Source organism: Mesorhizobium sp. M7A.F.Ca.CA.004.04.2.1, from assembly GCF_004022825.1.
In the GTDB taxonomy this organism is placed as follows: Bacteria; Pseudomonadota; Alphaproteobacteria; order Rhizobiales; family Rhizobiaceae; genus Mesorhizobium.
Genome location: NZ_RZPH01000028.1, coordinates 1 through 15,879 on the forward strand (window position 1 = coordinate 1; position 15,879 = coordinate 15,879).

The following is a 15,879-nucleotide window of genomic DNA, read 5'->3' on the forward strand; positions in this document are numbered from 1 at the left end:
GGGAGACGCTCTATGTCGTCAAGAAGGCAATGGAAGACGCCGGCTACAAGGGTCCGGAAGACCGCGCCAAGCTGGTCGAGGCGACCGAGGCACTGACCGAGTTCGCCGAAGGCCCGCAGCATCCGCAGGGGCCAAAAACCTTCAACGGCAAGATCCACCAGTGCTTTGGTATCCAGAACATCTCCAAGGTCGAGGGCGGCAAGCTCAAGGTCGTGCACAAGACCAAGATCGAGGACGGGCTTTACGAGGCCGAGGGAGATTATACGACGCAGGCGCTGTGAGTTTGGCATTCCAGCAAGCGCCTGCCAGCGTGTAACCGATGCACTTTGGTCCCCACCTCCTCCTCGCCGCTCTCGAAGGCCTCGTCACCTCGTCAGTGCTAGCCCTGACGGCGCTCGGCCTGTCGCTGGTGTTCGGCGTCATGCGGGTGGTCAATGTCGCGCATGGCGAGTTCTTCATGCTGGGCGCGGTGCTCGCCTGGGCGATCACCACGGCCATCGGCGGTCACCCTGCGCTCGGCTTCCTGGCGGCGCTGGTGATTGCCCCGCTGATCGTCGGCGCCATTGCGCTGGTCGCCGAACGGCTGGTGCTGCGCCGGCTCAATTACAATCCGGAAGCCACCATCGTCGCCACCATCGGCATGCTCTACATCATCCAGCAGCTGGCGCTGACTTTCTATGGCCCGGAGGCTCGGCCGGTCGAGCCGCCGTTCAGCTACCGCATCCTTTTGCCGTGGTTCGGCTATTCCGGCTACAAACTGTCTGTTATCGCCGCTTCCGCGCTGCTGCTCACCGCGACATGGCTGGTGCTGACGCGCACCAGGATCGGCCTCGTCATGCGCGCCACGCAGTATGACAGCGAAACCGCACAGGCCTTCGGCATCCCTGTCGGCCGTGTCTATGGCGGCGTCTTCGCGCTCGGTGCCATGCTGGCGGCCATTGCCGCGGTGCTGATCGTGCCGATCAGCCAGGCGCATTATCTGATGGGACAGGATCCGCTGCTGCTCTCCTTCATCGTCGTCATCATCGGCGGCCTCGGCTCGCTGCGCGGCACGGTCGTCGCCGCCGTGCTGATCGGCCTCTCCGACGGCATCATCTCGATGTTCTTCTCGCCGACGCTGGCCAAGATCATTGCCACGCTGCTCGTCGCCATGGTGCTGGTGTTCCGCCCGCAAGGCCTGTTCGGGACGGCATCGCGATGAGCGAAGCTTCGCCGGCAAAAGCCTATGCCCTGCATCTCGGCGTCATCGCCCTGCTCTTCGTGCTGAGCTTCCTGCTGCCGGACTACTATCACGGCCTGCTTGCCCGCATCATGGTGCTGGCGGTCTTTGCCATGGGCTACAACATGCTGTTCGGCTATGTCGGCCTGCTCAGCCTCGGCCATGCGATGTTCTTCGCCGCCGGGCTCTATGGCGCCGGCCTTGCCGTCATCCAGCTCGGCTGGAGCGTACCAGCGGCATTCGCCTCGGGCCTCGGCTGTGGTGTTGTTGTTTCACTCGTGATCGGCCTGCTGGCGTTGCGCACCACGGGCGTCGCCTTCATGATCGTCACCATGATGTTCGCTCAAGTGTTCTACCTCCTCATCCTCTACTTCGCGACTTGGACCGGCGGCGACCAAGGCATGGTCGTGCCGCAGCCGGCGCGGGTGCTCAGCTTTGGCGCTACATCGCTCGAACTCACCAATCCGACGGTGCGCTACATGACAGCGCTGGCGCTGTTTTCCATCGTGCTGCTCGTCACATTGGCCATCGTCCGCTCCCGCTATGGCCGCGTGCTGGTCGCCATCCGCGAGAATGAGGAGCGCACGAAGATGCTCGGCTACGATACGTTTTCGAACAAGCTCGCCGCCGTCGTCATCTCCGGCATCATCTGCGCGGCCTCGGGGGCCGCCTATGCGCTGCTGTTCGGCTATGTGTCGGATCGAGCTTCGCGTCGGTGCAGTATTCGATCCTGCCGCTGCTGTGGGTGCTGCTGGGGGGTGCCGCGACGACGCTCGGACCGCTGATCGGCACGCTGTTCATGTACTATGTCATTGATATCACCAGCGGCTACACCTCCGCCTATCTGCTGATCGTCGGCATCGCGCTGATCCTGCTGGTGCTGTTTTTCCCGAAAGGCATTCTGGGCAGCATCCGCCAGCGCTGGCTCGGGTGGCTGCCATGATGCCGCTTTTGACCACCAAGGGCCTGTCGCGCAATTTCGGTGGTCTGCGCGCCGTCGACAATGTCGATTTCGCGCTGATGCCGGGCGAGATCCGTGCCGTGATCGGCCCCAACGGGGCGGGGAAGACCACCTTCGTCAGCCTGGTCAGCGGCCGCATCCAGCTGTCTGCCGGCATGATCGTCTTCGACGGCGCCGACATCACCAATCTGCCTGCCTATGTCAGGGTGCGCAGGGGCATCGCCTACACCTTCCAGCTCACCAGCGTCTATGCCAACCTGTCCGTTTACGCCAACGTCGCGCTGCCCGCGCAACTGACGCAGCGGCATGGCAGTCATTCCAAGAGCGCGATACAGGCCGCTGTCATGACCGCACTGGAACGCACCGGCCTGGCCGATCGTGCCCACATGCCGGCGGGCCAATTGTCCTACGGCCATCAGCGCCTGTTGGAAGTGGCGATGGGCCTCGCACTGAAGCCGCGCCTGCTGATCCTCGACGAGCCGACGCAAGGGCTGGCCGACAGCGAGATCGACAATTTCATCACCCTGGTGCGCGAGATCGCCAAGAACGCCACCGTGCTTCTGATCGAGCACAACATGCCTGTCGTCATGCAACTCGCCGACCGCATCACCGTCTTCAATGCCGGCAAGATCCTGGCCGAAGGCACCCCCGAAGCGATCCGCGAGAACGCGGCGGTGCAGGAAGCCTATCTGGGGACCGCCCCATGACCGAGGCAAAGTCCGAGGCGCTGACCATCTCTGGACTGGACTGCTACTATGGCGAGGTCCAGGTGCTCTATGGCCTCGACCTGGTGCTGAACAAGGGCGAGGTGCTGTGCCTGTTCGGCCGCAATGGCGCCGGCAAGACGACGACGCTGAAAGCCATCATGGGACTGGTTCCCTCAAGCGCCGGCTCGATCAGGCTCGATGGCCAAGAGTTGACTGGTCTGCCGGCGCATGAAGTGCCCAAGGCCGGCGTCGCCTATGTGCCGCAGGGAAGACGGCTGTTCGCCGAAATGACGGTGGCGGAAAACATCGAGATCGGCCTGATGGCGCGCGGCAAGGGCAAGGCCGTGCGGGAAAATGTCCTCGACCTGTTCCCGCTGCTGCGCCAGCGGCTGCGGCAGCGTTCCGGCACATTGTCCGGCGGCGAACAGCAGATGCTGGCCATGGCGCGCGCGCTCTGTCTCGAACCGCAAGTGCTGCTGCTCGACGAGCCAACCGAAGGGCTGATGCCGTCGATGATCGCCAAGATCCGCGAGACGGTGTCGAAGCTGCGCGACATGGGCGTCTCGACCATCCTGGTCGAGCAGCGTGTCGATGCGGTGCTTTCGGTCGCCGACCACGTTGCCTTCATCGAAAACGGCCGCAACCGCGAGACGGTCGACGTCGAGGAGTTGCGCGCCGACCCGTCGGCGGTCCGCCGCTATGTCGGCGTCGGGTGATCAGCCGAAGAACAGAAAGCCCGCGACCAAAAATGTCGGGATCAGCACCAGCCCAGACCACAGCATGTAGCCGAAGAAGCCCGGCATCTTCACGCCGCGATGGCGGGCGATGGCGTAGACCATGAAGTTCGGCGCATTGCCGATATAGGTGTTGGCGCCCATGAACACCGCGCCGGCCGAGATCGCGGCAAGCGTCGAAGCGAACTCCGTCATCAGGTGCCGGGGGTCGCCGCCGGCAAGCTCGAAGAACACCAGATAGGTCGGCGCATTGTCGAGGAAGGACGACAATGCCCCTGTCAGCCAGAAATAGGCGAGATCGTTGGGCGTACCCGAGGGTGAACTGACAAGCGACACCAGCGGTGCCAGCGCGCCGTCATGGCTTGCCCTTAGGATGGCGATGACCGGCACGATGCAGATGAAGATGCCGGCAAACAATTTTGCCACCTCTGCTATCGGGCCCCAATTGAAGCCGTTCGCCTCCCGGTGGCTCTTGTAGGAGAGCGGAAGCGACAGCAGGGCGAGCGCCAGGATGATGGCGTCGCGCACCAGATTCTGCAGTTCGAGACTGACGCCGAACACCGAGAAGCTGACGCCGGGCTTCCAGGCCGCCGACACCAGGATGGCGCCGATCACGCCCGCCAGCAGCGGAAGGTTGGCCAGGCCGCGCAGACGCACCTTGGTATCCGGCGTCGGATCCTTGATCTTCGGCGCGCCAGCCTCGCGCCGATGCAGGATGATGTCGATGCCCAGGAAGACGGCCAGCACGGCACCGCCGACGAACAGGGTCTCGCGCCAGAGATTGGCGGTCGTCCAGAAGAAGTCGACACCTCTGAGGAAGCCGACGAACAGCGGCGGATCGCCAAGCGGCGTCAGCGAGCCGCCGATGTTGGACACCAGGAAGATGAAGAAGATGACGACATGGGCGTTGAACGGCCTGTTATCGTTGGCGCGGATGATCGGCCGGATCAGGATCATCGAGGCACCGGTCGTGCCTATCACCGAGGCCAGCAGCGCGCCGACCAGCAGCAGGCCTGCATTCACCAGCGGCGTGCCGTGAATGTTGCCGGCAAGGAGAATGCCGCCCGAAATGGTGAACAGCGCAAACAGCAGGATGATGAACGACATGTATTCCGTGAGCAACGCATGCAGCACCGCTTCGGTCGCTGTGGGAACACCGAAGGCAGCCGCCAGCGGCACGATCACCAGTGCGGCCCAAAGGGCCGATATCTTGCCGTAGTGATGTTCCCAAACATGAGGAAACAGCAGCGGACCGGTGGCGATCGACAACAGCAGCCCGGCAAAGGGCAGCGCCCACCACAGCGGCATCGAAGCGCCGGGCAGGCCGTGTTCCTCCGCCGCGAAAGCCTGTGCCGGGAACAGCACGGCGGCAATTATCGCAGCGCATGCAGCCAACAGGGAGATCGGATATGAAAAAGGCCCCCTCATCCGGCCGCTACGCGGCCACCTTCTCCCCGAGGGGAGAAGAGACTCGGCGCCGACGCTCGCCTTCTCCTCTCCCCTCGGGGAGAGGTCGGATTGCCCCGAATTGCCCTTCGCAATTCGGCTGGCAATCCGGGTGAGGGGGTGCTTGCCCAACGGCCGTTCAATCCGACAAAGGGTCTTCGAGCGTCACGCCGGCGTCGCGCAGGCGCTGCAGCATGGCATCGAGCGAACCGTTGAGATCGATGCCGCGGCAGGCATCGAGCCGCACTGTGGTTTTGAAGCCCTGGCTGACGGCGTCCAGCGCCGAAAAGCCGACGCAGAAATCGGTCGCCAGCCCGACCAGGGTCAGCGTGTCGATGCCGCGCTCCCGGAGGTAGCCGGCAAGGCCGGTCTGCGTCGTGCGGTCGTTCTCGAAGAAGGCCGAATAGCTGTCGATATCAGACCGAAATCCCTTGCGAATGACGAGCTCGGCCTTGGTCCAGGCCAGGCCGGAATGGAAATCCGAGCCCAGGCTGCCCTGGATGCAGTGGTCCGGCCACAGCGTCTGCTGACCATAGGGCATTTCGATCATCGTGAAAGGCTGCGCGCCCGGATGGCTGGAGGCAAAGCTGGAATGACCGGCGGGATGCCAGTCCTGCGTCAGCACGACATGGTCGGTTCGCCGGATCAGGTCGTTGACCAGTGGCACGATCTCATCGCCGCCGGCAACCGCCAGCGCGCCGCCGGGACAAAAGTCGTTCTGCAGGTCGATGACAACAAGCGCCTCGTCGGCCATGGGCTTTCCTCTTCCGTATGCAGGCTCCAGTGGAAAATGCCGCTGACGCGACCGGACGCAGAAACTTGACCAGATGGCCGGCGGCGTCAACCTCTCGCGACATAACAAATGCGTGCCGGCCGGGCCGCCGCAAACTCGGGCTTTGACAAATCCAGCGGGCTTGATATCATTTGCATACGAATGAGTTTCTCGGCTCGAACGCCGGAAATACCGGATTCGGAAAGTTCCTTCTGGAAGGCAAAGCGTGATCCGTTACGCGAAACCCACCTCGGTCGACGAAGCGCTCGCTTTGCTTGGCGAGGGCGCCTGGCGCATCCTTGCCGGCGGCACCGATTTCTATCCGGCACAGGGCAGCAAACCGTTCCGCGACAATGTTCTCGACATTAACGGCCTGGCGGCGCTGCGCGGCATTGCCGAGACGCACGACCATTTCGTCATCGGCGCGCGCACGACCTGGACCGACATCGTCCGCCATCCCTTGCCGCCGGCCTTCGATGCGCTGAAACAGGCGGCGCGTGAGGTTGGCTCGGTGCAGATCCAGAACGTCGCCTCGGTCGCCGGCAATCTCTGCAACGCATCGCCTGCCGCAGACGGCGTGCCGGCCCTGCTCATCCTCGATGCCGAGGTCGAGCTGCGCTCGGTGGCCGCGACGCGGCATCTGCCGTTGCAGGACTTCATTCTCGGCAACCGCCGAACCGCTCTGCTGCCCGGTGAGATGGTCACGGCCATCCGCGTGCCGAAGCCCAGCGGCACGTCGGCTTTCGTCAAGCTCGGCGCGCGCCGTTATCTCGTCATTTCCATCGCCATGGTGGCGGCGCGTCTGGTCGTCCAGGATGGCCTTGTCCGGCAAGCGGCGGTCGCCGCCGGCTCCTGTTCGGTGGTGGCCAAGCGGCTGGCCGGCGTCGAAGCCGCGCTGCACGGTCTGCCGGTGGACGGCGGACTCGCCGACGCGGTCCTGGCCGCGCCGATGGCAGAACTGTCGCCGATCGCCGATGTGCGCGGCAGCGCCGAATACCGGCTCGATGCGGTGCGCGAGATTGTTGCCCGCACGGTGCTCGCGGCTATGGGGCGTACGACTGGCGAAGAGGTGGCGGCATGAGCCAAAATTGGCCTGACGCGCGTGAAGCCCTGCCCGATCCGGGCAGTGCCCAGCCAGGCTTCGGCGCTGCGCGCGCCGATATCGCCTTCGAGGTCAATGGCACCGCCGTCTCGGTCAATGTGCCGCCCCTGCGCCGCCTGTCCCTGGTGTTGCGCGATGAATTGCTGTTGACCGGCACCAAGATCGGCTGCGACGCCGGCGACTGCGGCGCCTGTACGGTGCTGGTCGACGGCGATCCGGTCTGCGCCTGCCTGATGTCGGCGGCTTCCGCCGCCGGGACGGCGGTAACATCCGTCGAAGGCCTCGCCAATGGCCGGCTGTCGGCGCTGCAGGCCTCGTTCCTTGCCCATGGCGCGGCGCAGTGCGGCATCTGCACGCCGGCGCTGCTGGTCGCGGCAACGGCGTTGCTGGACAAACAGCCAAGCCCGACCGAGGCCGAGGTGCAGGATGCGCTGGGCGGTATTCTCTGCCGCTGCACCGGCTACCGGAAGATCATCGCGGCGGTGATGGATGCGTCCCTGCAGGGCGCAAGCCTCGATTTCCGCTTGCCTCGATCAGGCCATGCGATCGGCTCCTCGCCCGTCCGGCTCGATGGCGTGCCGAAGGTCACCGGGGCTGAGAAATTCGGCGGCGATTCCTTCCCCGCCGATGCGCTGGCCGTGCTGGTGGTCCGCTCGCCGCATTATCACGCCAGCTTCGCCTTCGGCGACCTCGACGGCTGGACGAAGGCGCATCCCGGCATAGCCGGTGTCTTCACAGCAGCCGACATTCCGGGAAAAAACTGTTTCGGCGTCATCGGCCCGTTCGCCGACCAGCCGGCGCTGGCTGAGGGGTTTGCCCGCCTCCGCGGTGAGGCGGTGGCGCTGGTTGCCGGCGAGCGTGAGGCGATGCTCGATCTCGACCTCTCGGATTTTCCGATCCGCTGGACCGAATTGCCGCATGTTCTCCAATCCTGCGAAGCGCGCGCCGGCGGTGCCAAGCTCATTCATGAAAACAGGGCGGCAAACTTGCTGACCTCCGGCTTCGTCGAACGCGGCGATCCGGAAGCAGCGCTTGCCGGCGCGGCTTTCACCGTCTCTGGCGCCATCGACACCTCCTATGTCGAGCACGCCTATATCGAACCGGAAGCCGGCTATGCCTATCTGGACGGCGACACGCTGGTCGTCGTCGCCTGCACCCAGGCGCCCTATATGGACCGCGACGAGACGGCGAAGGTGCTCGGCCTAGCCGTCGACAAGGTGCGCATCGTGCCGACCGCGACCGGCGGCGGTTTCGGGTCCAAGCTCGACGTTTCGCTGCAGCCGCTGATCGGCCTGGTGGCGATGAAGACGGGGCGGCCGGCGGCACTTGCCTACACCCGCACCGAATCGATGATTTCGACCACCAAGCGCCATCCGGCCGAGATGAGAGCGACCATCGGCGCCGATGCCGACGGCATTGTCACCGGCATGATCTTCGAAGGTGACTTCAACACCGGCGCCTATGCAAGCTGGGGCCCTACCGTGGCCAACCGCGTGCCGGTGCACGCCTCCGGACCCTATGCGACGCCGAATTACCGCGCCGAAGGCCGCGCCATCCACACGCATGGGCCGATCTCCGGCGCATTCCGCGGCTTCGGCGTGCCGCAAGCGACGATCATGCAGGAGACGCTGTATGACGAGCTAGCCGGCAAGCTCGGCATGGACCGGCTCGATTTTCGCTTGAAGAACTGCCTTCGTAACGGATCCGAAACGGTTACCGGGCAGCTTCTGGAGTCCGGCGTCGGCATTGCCGAATGCCTCGAATCGCTGCAGCCGCATTGGGTGCGCGCGACGGCTGATGCGGATGCGTTCAACCGTGCCAGCAGGGATAGAAAGCGCGGCGTTGGCGTCGCGTCCTGCTGGTATGGCTGCGGCAACACCTCGCTGCCCAACCCGTCGACAATCCGGGTCGGCATCGCGGCTGACGGCACGGTCATCCTGCACCAGGGCGCCGTCGATATCGGCCAGGGATCCAACACGGTCATCGCCCAGATATGCGCCGACGCGCTCGGCCTGCCGCTTGAGAAATTCCAGTTGAAGAGCGCCGATACGGCCATCACCCCCGACGCCGGCAAGACCTCGGCCTCGCGCCAGACTTTTGTAACCGGCAAGGCGGCCGAAAAGGCCGGCCGCGCCTTGCGCGAAACGATCCTGCGCTTCGCCAATGTTTCCGAAAACGCAGCCCTGCAGCTCGACGGCCCCGTGATCGTCATCCGCGAAGGTGAAGCCACGCGCCGCGTCGATCTCGCGACATTGGATGTAGACACCGAAGGCTTCGTCTTTCGCGCCGAGGAGACCTACGACCCGCCGACGCTGCCCCTCGACGCCAGGGGCCAGGGCAAACCCTACGCCGTTTACGGCTATGGCGTGCAGATCGCCGAATTGGAGGTCGACCTTAAGCTCGGCACGGTGAAGCTGCTGAAAATCACCGCCGCGCATGATGTCGGCAAGGCGATCAACCCGCTGCTGGCCGAGGGCCAGATCGAAGGCGGCATTGCGCAAGGCATCGGCATGGCGCTGATGGAAGAGTATATCCCCGGCCGCACCGAGAATTTGCACGATTATCTCATCCCGACCATTGGCGACGTGCCGCCGATCGAGACCATTCTGATTGAAGTTCCGGATCCGGAAGGACCCTTTGGCGCCAAGGGTTTGGGCGAGCATGTGCTGATCCCGACGGCACCGGCGATCCTCAATGCCATCCGCCACGCCACCGGCGTGCTGGTCACCAAGATTCCGGCGACGCCGACGCGTATCCGCGCTGGCATCCGCGAAAAAGATGGCATCCGCGAAAAGGAGGCACGCCGATGAGCGAGCTTGCCGAACGCTTCGAGACCCATGATCCCGGCGAGAAGCTGGTGGCGGAGAAGATCCGCTGCGATGCCTGTCCGGTGATGTGCTACATCGCTGACGGGCGCACCGGAGCATGCGACCGCTACGGCAATGTCGGCGGCAGGATCGTGCGGACGGACCCGCTGACCATCCTCGATCATGCGGCCGAGACCGGCGCGGCGATCGTGCCGTTCGTCGCCGTGGGCGAGGCCTGGGACGGCGAACTGGTCAACACCGGCCGCCGCTTCGTCACCGCAATCGGCGCCGGCACCACCTATCCCGACTACAAGCCGGCCCCCTTCATCGTCAGCCAGGAGGTCGAAGGCGTCGATCTCGTCACCGTCGTCACCGAGGGCATCTTCTCCTATTGCGGCGTCAAGGTGAAGATCGATACCGACCGTCACCTCGGTCCCGAGACGGCAATAGTCCGCGCAGCCGGCGAAGCGATCGGCCATGTCACGACGGGCGAGTATGGCTCGCAGATGCTGTCGCTGGGCGGTGTGCACCATCTGACCGGCGGCTCCAAGGCCGAGGGACGCGCCACCTGTGACGCGCTGCTCAATCTGTGCAACCGCAAGCCGGTGGAACTGGCCATCGACGGCGGCGCCACCATCATAGTCGAAGCCGGCAAAGCACCTGTCATCGACGGCAAGCAGGAACACCGAATGCGCGTCGGCTGCGGCTCGGCCACCATCGGCATGTTCGCCACGCAATGGCGCGGCCTTGTCGACGAGGTGGTGGTGGTCGACGACCACATCACCGGCGTCGTTTCCGAGCATCAGGCCGGCAAGGTGCTGGGCTGGCAGGATACAGGGATAAAAATAATCGGCCGCCGTTCGACGCCGGGCCGCTATTTCAAGGTGTCCGAACCCGGGCTGGGCTGGGGCGGCACCAGCATTTCAGACCCGCTGTCGATCCTCGGAGAGTGGAACGCCAAGAAAGTCGCGCGGCCGGGGCTGTCGCTGCTGATGGTGTCGACCACCGGCGAACAGTTCGCCTATTACGAACTCGACGACGAACTGAAACCGGTGCAAAAACCTTTCCCCGAACGGCTGCAGAAGTCGGTCGGGCTGATCGAGGACAATTGCGAGCCAGCTTTGTGCACAGTGCTGTTCATCGGCGGCGCCGGCGGCTCGCTGCGGGCCGGCGTCACCGAAAACCCGGTCAATCTCACCCGCTCGGTTCAGGGCCTGACCACCTATGTCACGGTCGGCGGCGCGCCGGTCTATGTCTGGCCGGGCGGCGGCATCACGCTGATGGTCGATGTCACCAGAGTGCCTGAGGGTGCCTTCGGCTATGTGCCGACGCCGGCGCTGGTGGCGCCTATCGAGTTCACGCTGCGCCGCGACGACTATGTCAGGCTCGGCGGGTACGAGGCCGAGATCCGCAGCGTCGAGGATATTGTCGCAAAAGGCGGTGAGTACCTCAATCCGCGCCGCGGCACAGGCGCCGAAGCCACCAATCCATGGCCGCCACTCGCGCAGCTACGCCGTGCCGGCTCGAACGGGGCCGGGTGATGCAAGGCCCGCAAGCCAACTGGCTGCAGGACGGCAAGCGGCTCCATCTCAACCACGGGCCGATCGACCTGATCGTCGAGGTTTTTGGTGAGGCGGATGAATGCCGCCGAGCCTATGAACAGGCGGTAGCGCGGTTCCAGACGATCCTGATGGAGCTGGTCGAGGAGCTCCCCGAATTGCGACTACCGGCGTTTTTCCTGGCGCCGCGCAGCTTCGCCGGCCCGACGGCGCGCCGCATGGAAGCAGCCGTCATGCCCCTGGCGGAATGCTTCATAACACCGATGGCCGCCGTCGCGGGATCGGTAGCCGACGAAACGCTCGCCGCATTGCTTGCCGGCCGCAAGCTCGATCGCGCCTATGTCAACAATGGTGGCGACTGCGCAATCCATATCGGCAGGGGACAGTCGATGGGATTGGCGGTCGCCGGCACCGGTAACGGCATGGCCGACCGGATCACGATCCGCGCGGAAGATGGCGTTCGCGGCGTTGCCACCAGCGGCTGGCGCGGCCGCTCCTTCTCGCTTGGCATTGCCGACGCCGTCACCGTGCTCGCGCGGACCGGCGCCGAGGCAGATGCGGCGGCGACCCTCATTGCCAACGCGGTGGACCTGCCCGGCAATCCCGCCATCAAGCGCATTCCCGCACATGAATTGTCGCCCGACAGCGATCTCGGCGCGCGCCTGGTGACACATGGTGTCGGCACGCTTGCCCTTGGCGAAGTGGCGCGGGCGCTGGACAATGGCCTTGCCGTCGCCGAAGATTTTCGCCGGCGCGGCCTGATTGCCGGATCGGCGCTGTTTCTTGGCGGTGAGGCCCGCATCAGTGGCTCGGTTGCGCTTGCCGCGCCCAACAAAAGTTCGAGGGAGGAAGTTGCCCATGCCTGAGTTTTCGATCCGCAAAATCGCGGTGCTGACCGAAGAGATTTTTCACGAGGGCGGGCCGGTGGCCCAGGTGCCGCGCCGCCGCGCCGCCGCGATGGCCCTGGTGAAAAACCCGTTCGCCGGGCGCTATGTCGAAGACTTGCAGAGCGCCATGGACGATCTGAAGCCGCTCGGCCTGTTGCTCGCCGACCGGCTGATCGCGGCGCTCGGCGGCGACGTCAAGCAGATCGACGGCTACGGCAAGGGCGCCATTGTCGGCACGGCGGGCGAGTTGGAGCACGGTGCGCTGTGGCATGTGCCCGGCGGCTACGCCATGCGCGAACGGCTCGGCGACGCCAAGGCGATCGTGCCGTCGGCCAAGAAGGTCGGCGCGTTCGGTTCAAAGCTCGATGTACCGCTCGGCCACATCAACGCCGCCTATGTGCGCAGCCATTTCGACGCCATGGAAGTCGGCATCAGCGATGGTCCGCGCCCAGACGAAATCCTGTTCTGCCTCGCCATGACCTGTGGCCCGCGCATCCACAATCGCATGGGTGGTCTCGCGGCCGATGACATCAAAGCCTGGGATGGCTTGCGGTGAGCGGCGAGGACAATCTGCTCAAGCTGGTCGAGGTCGAGGCGCCGGACGACCAGGATTACCTGCTGCAGGAGCAGGTCGGCTTCATCCTGCGCAAGGCGCATCAGCGCCATGTGGCGATATTTGCCGCGCATATCGGCGATCTGACGCCGCCGCAATTCGCGGCGTTGGCCAAGCTGCGTGACGTCGGCGAGACCTCGCAGAACCAGCTCGGCACGCTGATCGCGATGGATGCGGCGACGGTGAAGGGCGTCATCGACCGGCTGAAGGCGCGCGGCCTGGTCGAGCTTTCCAGGCACGAGGTCGACAAGAGACGGCTGCTGGTCAATCTGACCGCGGCAGGCCGTGATGCCATCGACCGCCTGATCCCGCTGGCGCGCGAGATCACCCAGGAGACGCTGGCACCGCTCTCCGCCAAGGAGATCGCCACCTTCATGAAGCTGCTGGTGAAGCTGGCTTAGACCGCCGGGCGCCAAAAAGGCACCCGGCAGGAAGCTTGGCTCAGAGGCCGTTGTCCTTCAGCACCTGGGCGGCGTTTTCCTTGGTGATCTTCTCGGTCGGCAGAGTGATGGTCTTTTCGACCTTCTCGCCGTTGAGGAACTTGATCGCCTGGCGCAGGCCTTCGGCACCGGGAGTGACATAGGTGAAGGTTGCCGTCAGCTCGCCCTTGTTGACCATCTGCACGCCTTCGTTGGGCAGGCCGTCGATACCAATGAACTTGATGTCCTTCTCGCGGCCGACATCCTTGGCGGCGAGATAGGCGCCGTAGGCCATCGGATCGTTGTGTCCGTAAACGAGATCGATCTTCTCGTTGCTCTTCAGCGCGTTGGCCATCAGATTGTAGGCCTGATCCTGCTTCCAGTCGCCCGATTGCTGGTCGAGCAGATATTTGATGCCCGGCTCCTTGTCGGTGAATTCGTGGAAGCCGTCGTGGCGGTCATGCGCCGGCTGGGTGCCCATGCCGCCCCAGATCTCGACGACGTTGCCTGCAGCCTTGCCCTTGCCGCCAAGCAGTTCGACGGCATATTCGCCGGCCGCGCGGCCGATCAGCGCGTTGTCGCCACCGACGAACTGCGTGTAGTCCTTGGTCTCGACATTGCGGTCGAGCACGAAGACCGGGATCTTGGCATCGATCGCCTGCTGCACGACGCCGGTCAGGCCGGCCGATTCCTTCGGTGACACCAACAGCGCATCGACTTCCTGGCGGATCAGGTTCTCGACATCGGCGACCTGCTTTTCGGTCTTGTCCTCGCCGTCGGTGATGATCAGTTCGACCTCGGGATGCTTGGCGGCTTCGGCCAGAATGTCCTTGTTGAACTGCGCGCGCCAGGGCTCGATGGTCGTCACCTGCGAGAAGCCGATCTTCCACTTCTTGTCCTGGGCGAAGGCATTGCCGGTGGTCAGAAGCGCGGTGGTGGTCAGCAGTGCCGCGGTCACTGCAGCAAGCTTCAGCATGTCACGTCGTTTCATTTTTTGTTTCCTCCGAGATTGAGAGACGGTGTCTCTTGCGACGGCCGCTTTGCCGCGGCCGTTTCCTTGTGCGCCGATTGCCCGCCGGGCAGGCGCAGATAGGCCAGGAGATCACCGGCATTGCGCTCCTGCACGAGCACGGTGCCGATGATGATCATCCCCTTCAGCACCAGCTGAAGGTTCGAATTGATGTTGTGGAGCTGCAGGATGTTGGAGAGCAGACCGAAGATCAGCACGCCGCAGAACGTGCCGGTGAGGCTGCCGCGCCCGCCCATCAGGCTGGTGCCGCCGATGACCACGGCGGCGATGGCGTCGAGCTCCAGCCCGGCGCCGGCATCCGGCTTGCCTTGCCGGTACTGTGCGACATAGAGCACGGCGGCGATGCCGGCGAGCAGCCCCGAGACGGCATAGGTTGCGATCTTGACGCGGCCGGCGGCGATGCCGGAGAGGCGCGCCGCCTCCTCGTTGCCGCCGATGGCATAGACATAGCGGCCGAACGGCGTGAAGCGCAGCACCGCGCCATAGATCAGGATGGCGCTGAGGAAGAACAGGCCCGGCATCGGGATGATGCCGAACACCAGCGAGCGCAGGATCTCGAAATCGGCGGTCGCGTTGGAGCCGGTATAGACCGGCAGCACCGCATTGTTCTGGCCGGCGGTCAGCCGTGCGATGCCGAGCGCCGTCACCATCATCGCCAGGGTGACGATGAAGGGCTGCAGGCGCCCGGCAACGATGATGAAGCCGTTGAGCGCGCCGAACAGCAAACCAACGCACGGCGCCACCAGCAGCACGCCGAGCACACCGAATTTCGGCTCGATCTGCGGCAGCAGAAACCACAGCGACAGGCAGCACAGGACCACGCCGACGACGGCGGGCGTGACCAGGCCGCGAATCCCGTCCAGCTTGATCTCACGGAGGAGGTCGGCGCCGGCACGGGATTTTGCCAGGTTCTGGAAAATGAAACGGGTGACGACGAAACCGAGGCAAAGCGCCACCAGGGCGACGGTTGGCACGCCCAGCACGACGCCCGGCGTCACGCCTGGAACCGTCAGCAGCATGGCGCAGACCACCGAGCAGATGGCCATTAGCGAGCCGACGGAGAGATCGATGCCGCCGGTGATGATGACAGCCGTCATGCCAGTGGCGATCAGGCCGGTGGTCGACACCTGGCGCAGCACATCGAGCAGATTGCCGTAGGAGAGGAAGATGTTGTTGCCCTTCGAGCTCATCGGCGAGCCCAGGACACCGATCAGGAAGATGGCGATCAGGCCCCAATAGAGCTTGGTCCGGGACAGGAGTTTCAAAACGGTCATGCGGCTGGTCTCGATATGGTCCGGCGCGGGGCGGCGAGGCGCATGATGGCCTCCTCACTGGCCGCGTCGCGGGAAAGAATGCCTGTCTGGCGGCCATCGGCCATCACCAGGATGCGGTCGGAGAGGTGCAGCAGCTCCGGCAGTTCGGAGCTGATGACGGCGATGGCGAGACCGTCGCGCGCCAGCTTGAAGATCAGGTCGTAGATCTCGCGTTTGGCGCCGACATCGATGCCGCGCGTCGGCTCGTCGAGCAACAGCACCCTCGGCTTCGTCGCCAGCCATTTGCCGATGACAACCTTCTGCTGGTTGCCGCCCGACAGCGTACCGGCGGGCTGGTCGATGTCCCGGC

Annotated in this window: 14 protein-coding genes and 2 pseudogenes; 11 read left to right on the forward strand and 5 right to left on the reverse strand. The window is 64.7% G+C overall.

Translation table 11 applies throughout. The annotated features are described in order from the left end of the window. The 5 genes and pseudogenes from EN893_RS02745 to EN893_RS02765 all read left to right on the forward strand — a co-directional run. A pseudogene (locus EN893_RS02745) lies at window positions 1-281 on the forward strand (ABC transporter substrate-binding protein); the annotation flags it as partial. Between the two features lie 38 nt (window positions 282-319). Then, window positions 320-1,201: a branched-chain amino acid ABC transporter permease gene (locus tag EN893_RS02750; RefSeq protein ID WP_127267045.1), complete on the forward strand. Its 882-nt coding sequence runs from the start codon at window positions 320-322 to the stop codon at window positions 1,199-1,201. Then, window positions 1,198-2,162 (forward strand): annotated as a pseudogene (locus EN893_RS02755) (branched-chain amino acid ABC transporter permease). Before EN893_RS02750 ends, EN893_RS02755 begins: the two are co-directional and overlap by 4 nt. Beyond that, window positions 2,159-2,887 carry an ABC transporter ATP-binding protein gene (locus tag EN893_RS02760; RefSeq protein WP_127267044.1) on the forward strand — a complete coding sequence of 243 codons (729 nt, stop codon included), beginning with the start codon at window positions 2,159-2,161 and terminating at the stop codon, window positions 2,885-2,887. The pseudogene EN893_RS02755 and the gene EN893_RS02760 overlap by 4 nt, the downstream one beginning before the upstream one ends. Beyond that, entirely contained in the window at window positions 2,884-3,603 is a 720-nt protein-coding gene (locus tag EN893_RS02765; RefSeq protein ID WP_127267043.1) for an ABC transporter ATP-binding protein, read from the forward strand. The genes EN893_RS02760 and EN893_RS02765 overlap by 4 nt, the downstream gene beginning before the upstream one ends. Here EN893_RS02765 and EN893_RS02770 read toward each other — a convergent pair whose 3' ends face one another. Continuing rightward, complete coding sequence (locus EN893_RS02770; RefSeq protein WP_127267042.1) at window positions 3,604-5,049, reverse strand: sodium:proton antiporter; 1,446 nt, start codon at window positions 5,047-5,049, stop codon at window positions 3,604-3,606. It lies immediately after the preceding gene. A 157-nt stretch (window positions 5,050-5,206) separates the two neighbouring features. After that, window positions 5,207-5,821 carry a bifunctional nicotinamidase/pyrazinamidase gene (pncA, locus tag EN893_RS02775; RefSeq protein ID WP_127267041.1) on the reverse strand — a complete coding sequence of 205 codons (615 nt, stop codon included), beginning with the start codon at window positions 5,819-5,821 and terminating at the stop codon, window positions 5,207-5,209. A 244-nt stretch (window positions 5,822-6,065) separates the two neighbouring features. Between pncA and EN893_RS02780 the strand changes: the two genes are divergently transcribed. From EN893_RS02780 to EN893_RS02805, 6 genes are read left to right on the forward strand one after another with little or no spacing between them, the layout of a single operon-like run. Then, window positions 6,066-6,920 carry a xanthine dehydrogenase family protein subunit M gene (locus EN893_RS02780; protein ID WP_127267040.1) on the forward strand — a complete coding sequence of 285 codons (855 nt, stop codon included), beginning with the start codon at window positions 6,066-6,068 and terminating at the stop codon, window positions 6,918-6,920. Continuing rightward, window positions 6,917-9,751: a molybdopterin-dependent oxidoreductase gene (locus tag EN893_RS02785; RefSeq protein WP_128361391.1), complete on the forward strand. Its 2,835-nt coding sequence runs from the start codon at window positions 6,917-6,919 to the stop codon at window positions 9,749-9,751. The genes EN893_RS02780 and EN893_RS02785 overlap by 4 nt, the downstream gene beginning before the upstream one ends. Then, complete coding sequence (locus tag EN893_RS02790; protein ID WP_128361392.1) at window positions 9,748-11,289, forward strand: 6-hydroxynicotinate reductase; 1,542 nt, start codon at window positions 9,748-9,750, stop codon at window positions 11,287-11,289. Before EN893_RS02785 ends, EN893_RS02790 begins: the two co-directional genes overlap by 4 nt. After that, the gene (locus EN893_RS02795) at window positions 11,289-12,173 is read left to right on the forward strand and encodes a UPF0280 family protein (RefSeq protein WP_127271011.1); all 885 of its coding nucleotides are present in this window, start codon (window positions 11,289-11,291) and stop codon (window positions 12,171-12,173) included. The genes EN893_RS02790 and EN893_RS02795 overlap by 1 nt, the downstream gene beginning before the upstream one ends. After that, entirely contained in the window at window positions 12,166-12,750 is a 585-nt protein-coding gene (locus tag EN893_RS02800) for an amino acid synthesis family protein (RefSeq protein ID WP_127271009.1), read from the forward strand. Before EN893_RS02795 ends, EN893_RS02800 begins: the two co-directional genes overlap by 8 nt. Further along, the gene (locus EN893_RS02805) at window positions 12,747-13,208 is read left to right on the forward strand and encodes a MarR family transcriptional regulator (protein ID WP_127271007.1); all 462 of its coding nucleotides are present in this window, start codon (window positions 12,747-12,749) and stop codon (window positions 13,206-13,208) included. Before EN893_RS02800 ends, EN893_RS02805 begins: the two co-directional genes overlap by 4 nt. A gap of 40 nt (window positions 13,209-13,248) precedes the next feature. On the opposite strand, the gene EN893_RS02810 is transcribed toward EN893_RS02805, so the two are convergent. The 3 genes from EN893_RS02810 to EN893_RS02820 all read right to left on the reverse strand — a co-directional run. Beyond that, window positions 13,249-14,217, reverse strand: a complete 969-nt coding sequence (locus EN893_RS02810) for a substrate-binding domain-containing protein (RefSeq protein WP_127267673.1) — start codon at window positions 14,215-14,217, stop codon at window positions 13,249-13,251. Further along, window positions 14,214-15,530 carry an ABC transporter permease gene (locus EN893_RS02815; RefSeq protein ID WP_127267672.1) on the reverse strand — a complete coding sequence of 439 codons (1,317 nt, stop codon included), beginning with the start codon at window positions 15,528-15,530 and terminating at the stop codon, window positions 14,214-14,216. Before EN893_RS02815 ends, EN893_RS02810 begins: the two co-directional genes overlap by 4 nt. Continuing rightward, the coding region (locus EN893_RS02820; RefSeq protein WP_164900696.1) for an ATP-binding cassette domain-containing protein at window positions 15,527-15,879 on the reverse strand (353 nt) is incomplete at its 5' end. The genes EN893_RS02815 and EN893_RS02820, both read right to left, overlap by 4 nt.

Coding starts and splice junctions, on each gene's coding strand:
- EN893_RS02750 (WP_127267045.1), top strand. CDS start 320: ATGCACTTTGGTCCCCACCTCCTCCTCGCCGCTCTCGAAGGCCTCGTC.
- EN893_RS02760 (WP_127267044.1), top strand. CDS start 2,159: ATGATGCCGCTTTTGACCACCAAGGGCCTGTCGCGCAATTTCGGTGGT.
- EN893_RS02765 (WP_127267043.1), top strand. CDS start 2,884: ATGACCGAGGCAAAGTCCGAGGCGCTGACCATCTCTGGACTGGACTGC.
- EN893_RS02770 (WP_127267042.1), bottom strand. CDS start 5,049: ATGAGGGGGCCTTTTTCATATCCGATCTCCCTGTTGGCTGCATGCGCT.
- pncA (WP_127267041.1), bottom strand. CDS start 5,821: ATGGCCGACGAGGCGCTTGTTGTCATCGACCTGCAGAACGACTTTTGT.
- EN893_RS02785 (WP_128361391.1), top strand. CDS start 6,917: ATGAGCCAAAATTGGCCTGACGCGCGTGAAGCCCTGCCCGATCCGGGC.
- EN893_RS02790 (WP_128361392.1), top strand. CDS start 9,748: ATGAGCGAGCTTGCCGAACGCTTCGAGACCCATGATCCCGGCGAGAAG.
- EN893_RS02795 (WP_127271011.1), top strand. CDS start 11,289: ATGCAAGGCCCGCAAGCCAACTGGCTGCAGGACGGCAAGCGGCTCCAT.
- EN893_RS02800 (WP_127271009.1), top strand. CDS start 12,166: ATGCCTGAGTTTTCGATCCGCAAAATCGCGGTGCTGACCGAAGAGATT.
- EN893_RS02810 (WP_127267673.1), bottom strand. CDS start 14,217: ATGAAACGACGTGACATGCTGAAGCTTGCTGCAGTGACCGCGGCACTG.
- EN893_RS02815 (WP_127267672.1), bottom strand. CDS start 15,530: ATGACCGTTTTGAAACTCCTGTCCCGGACCAAGCTCTATTGGGGCCTG.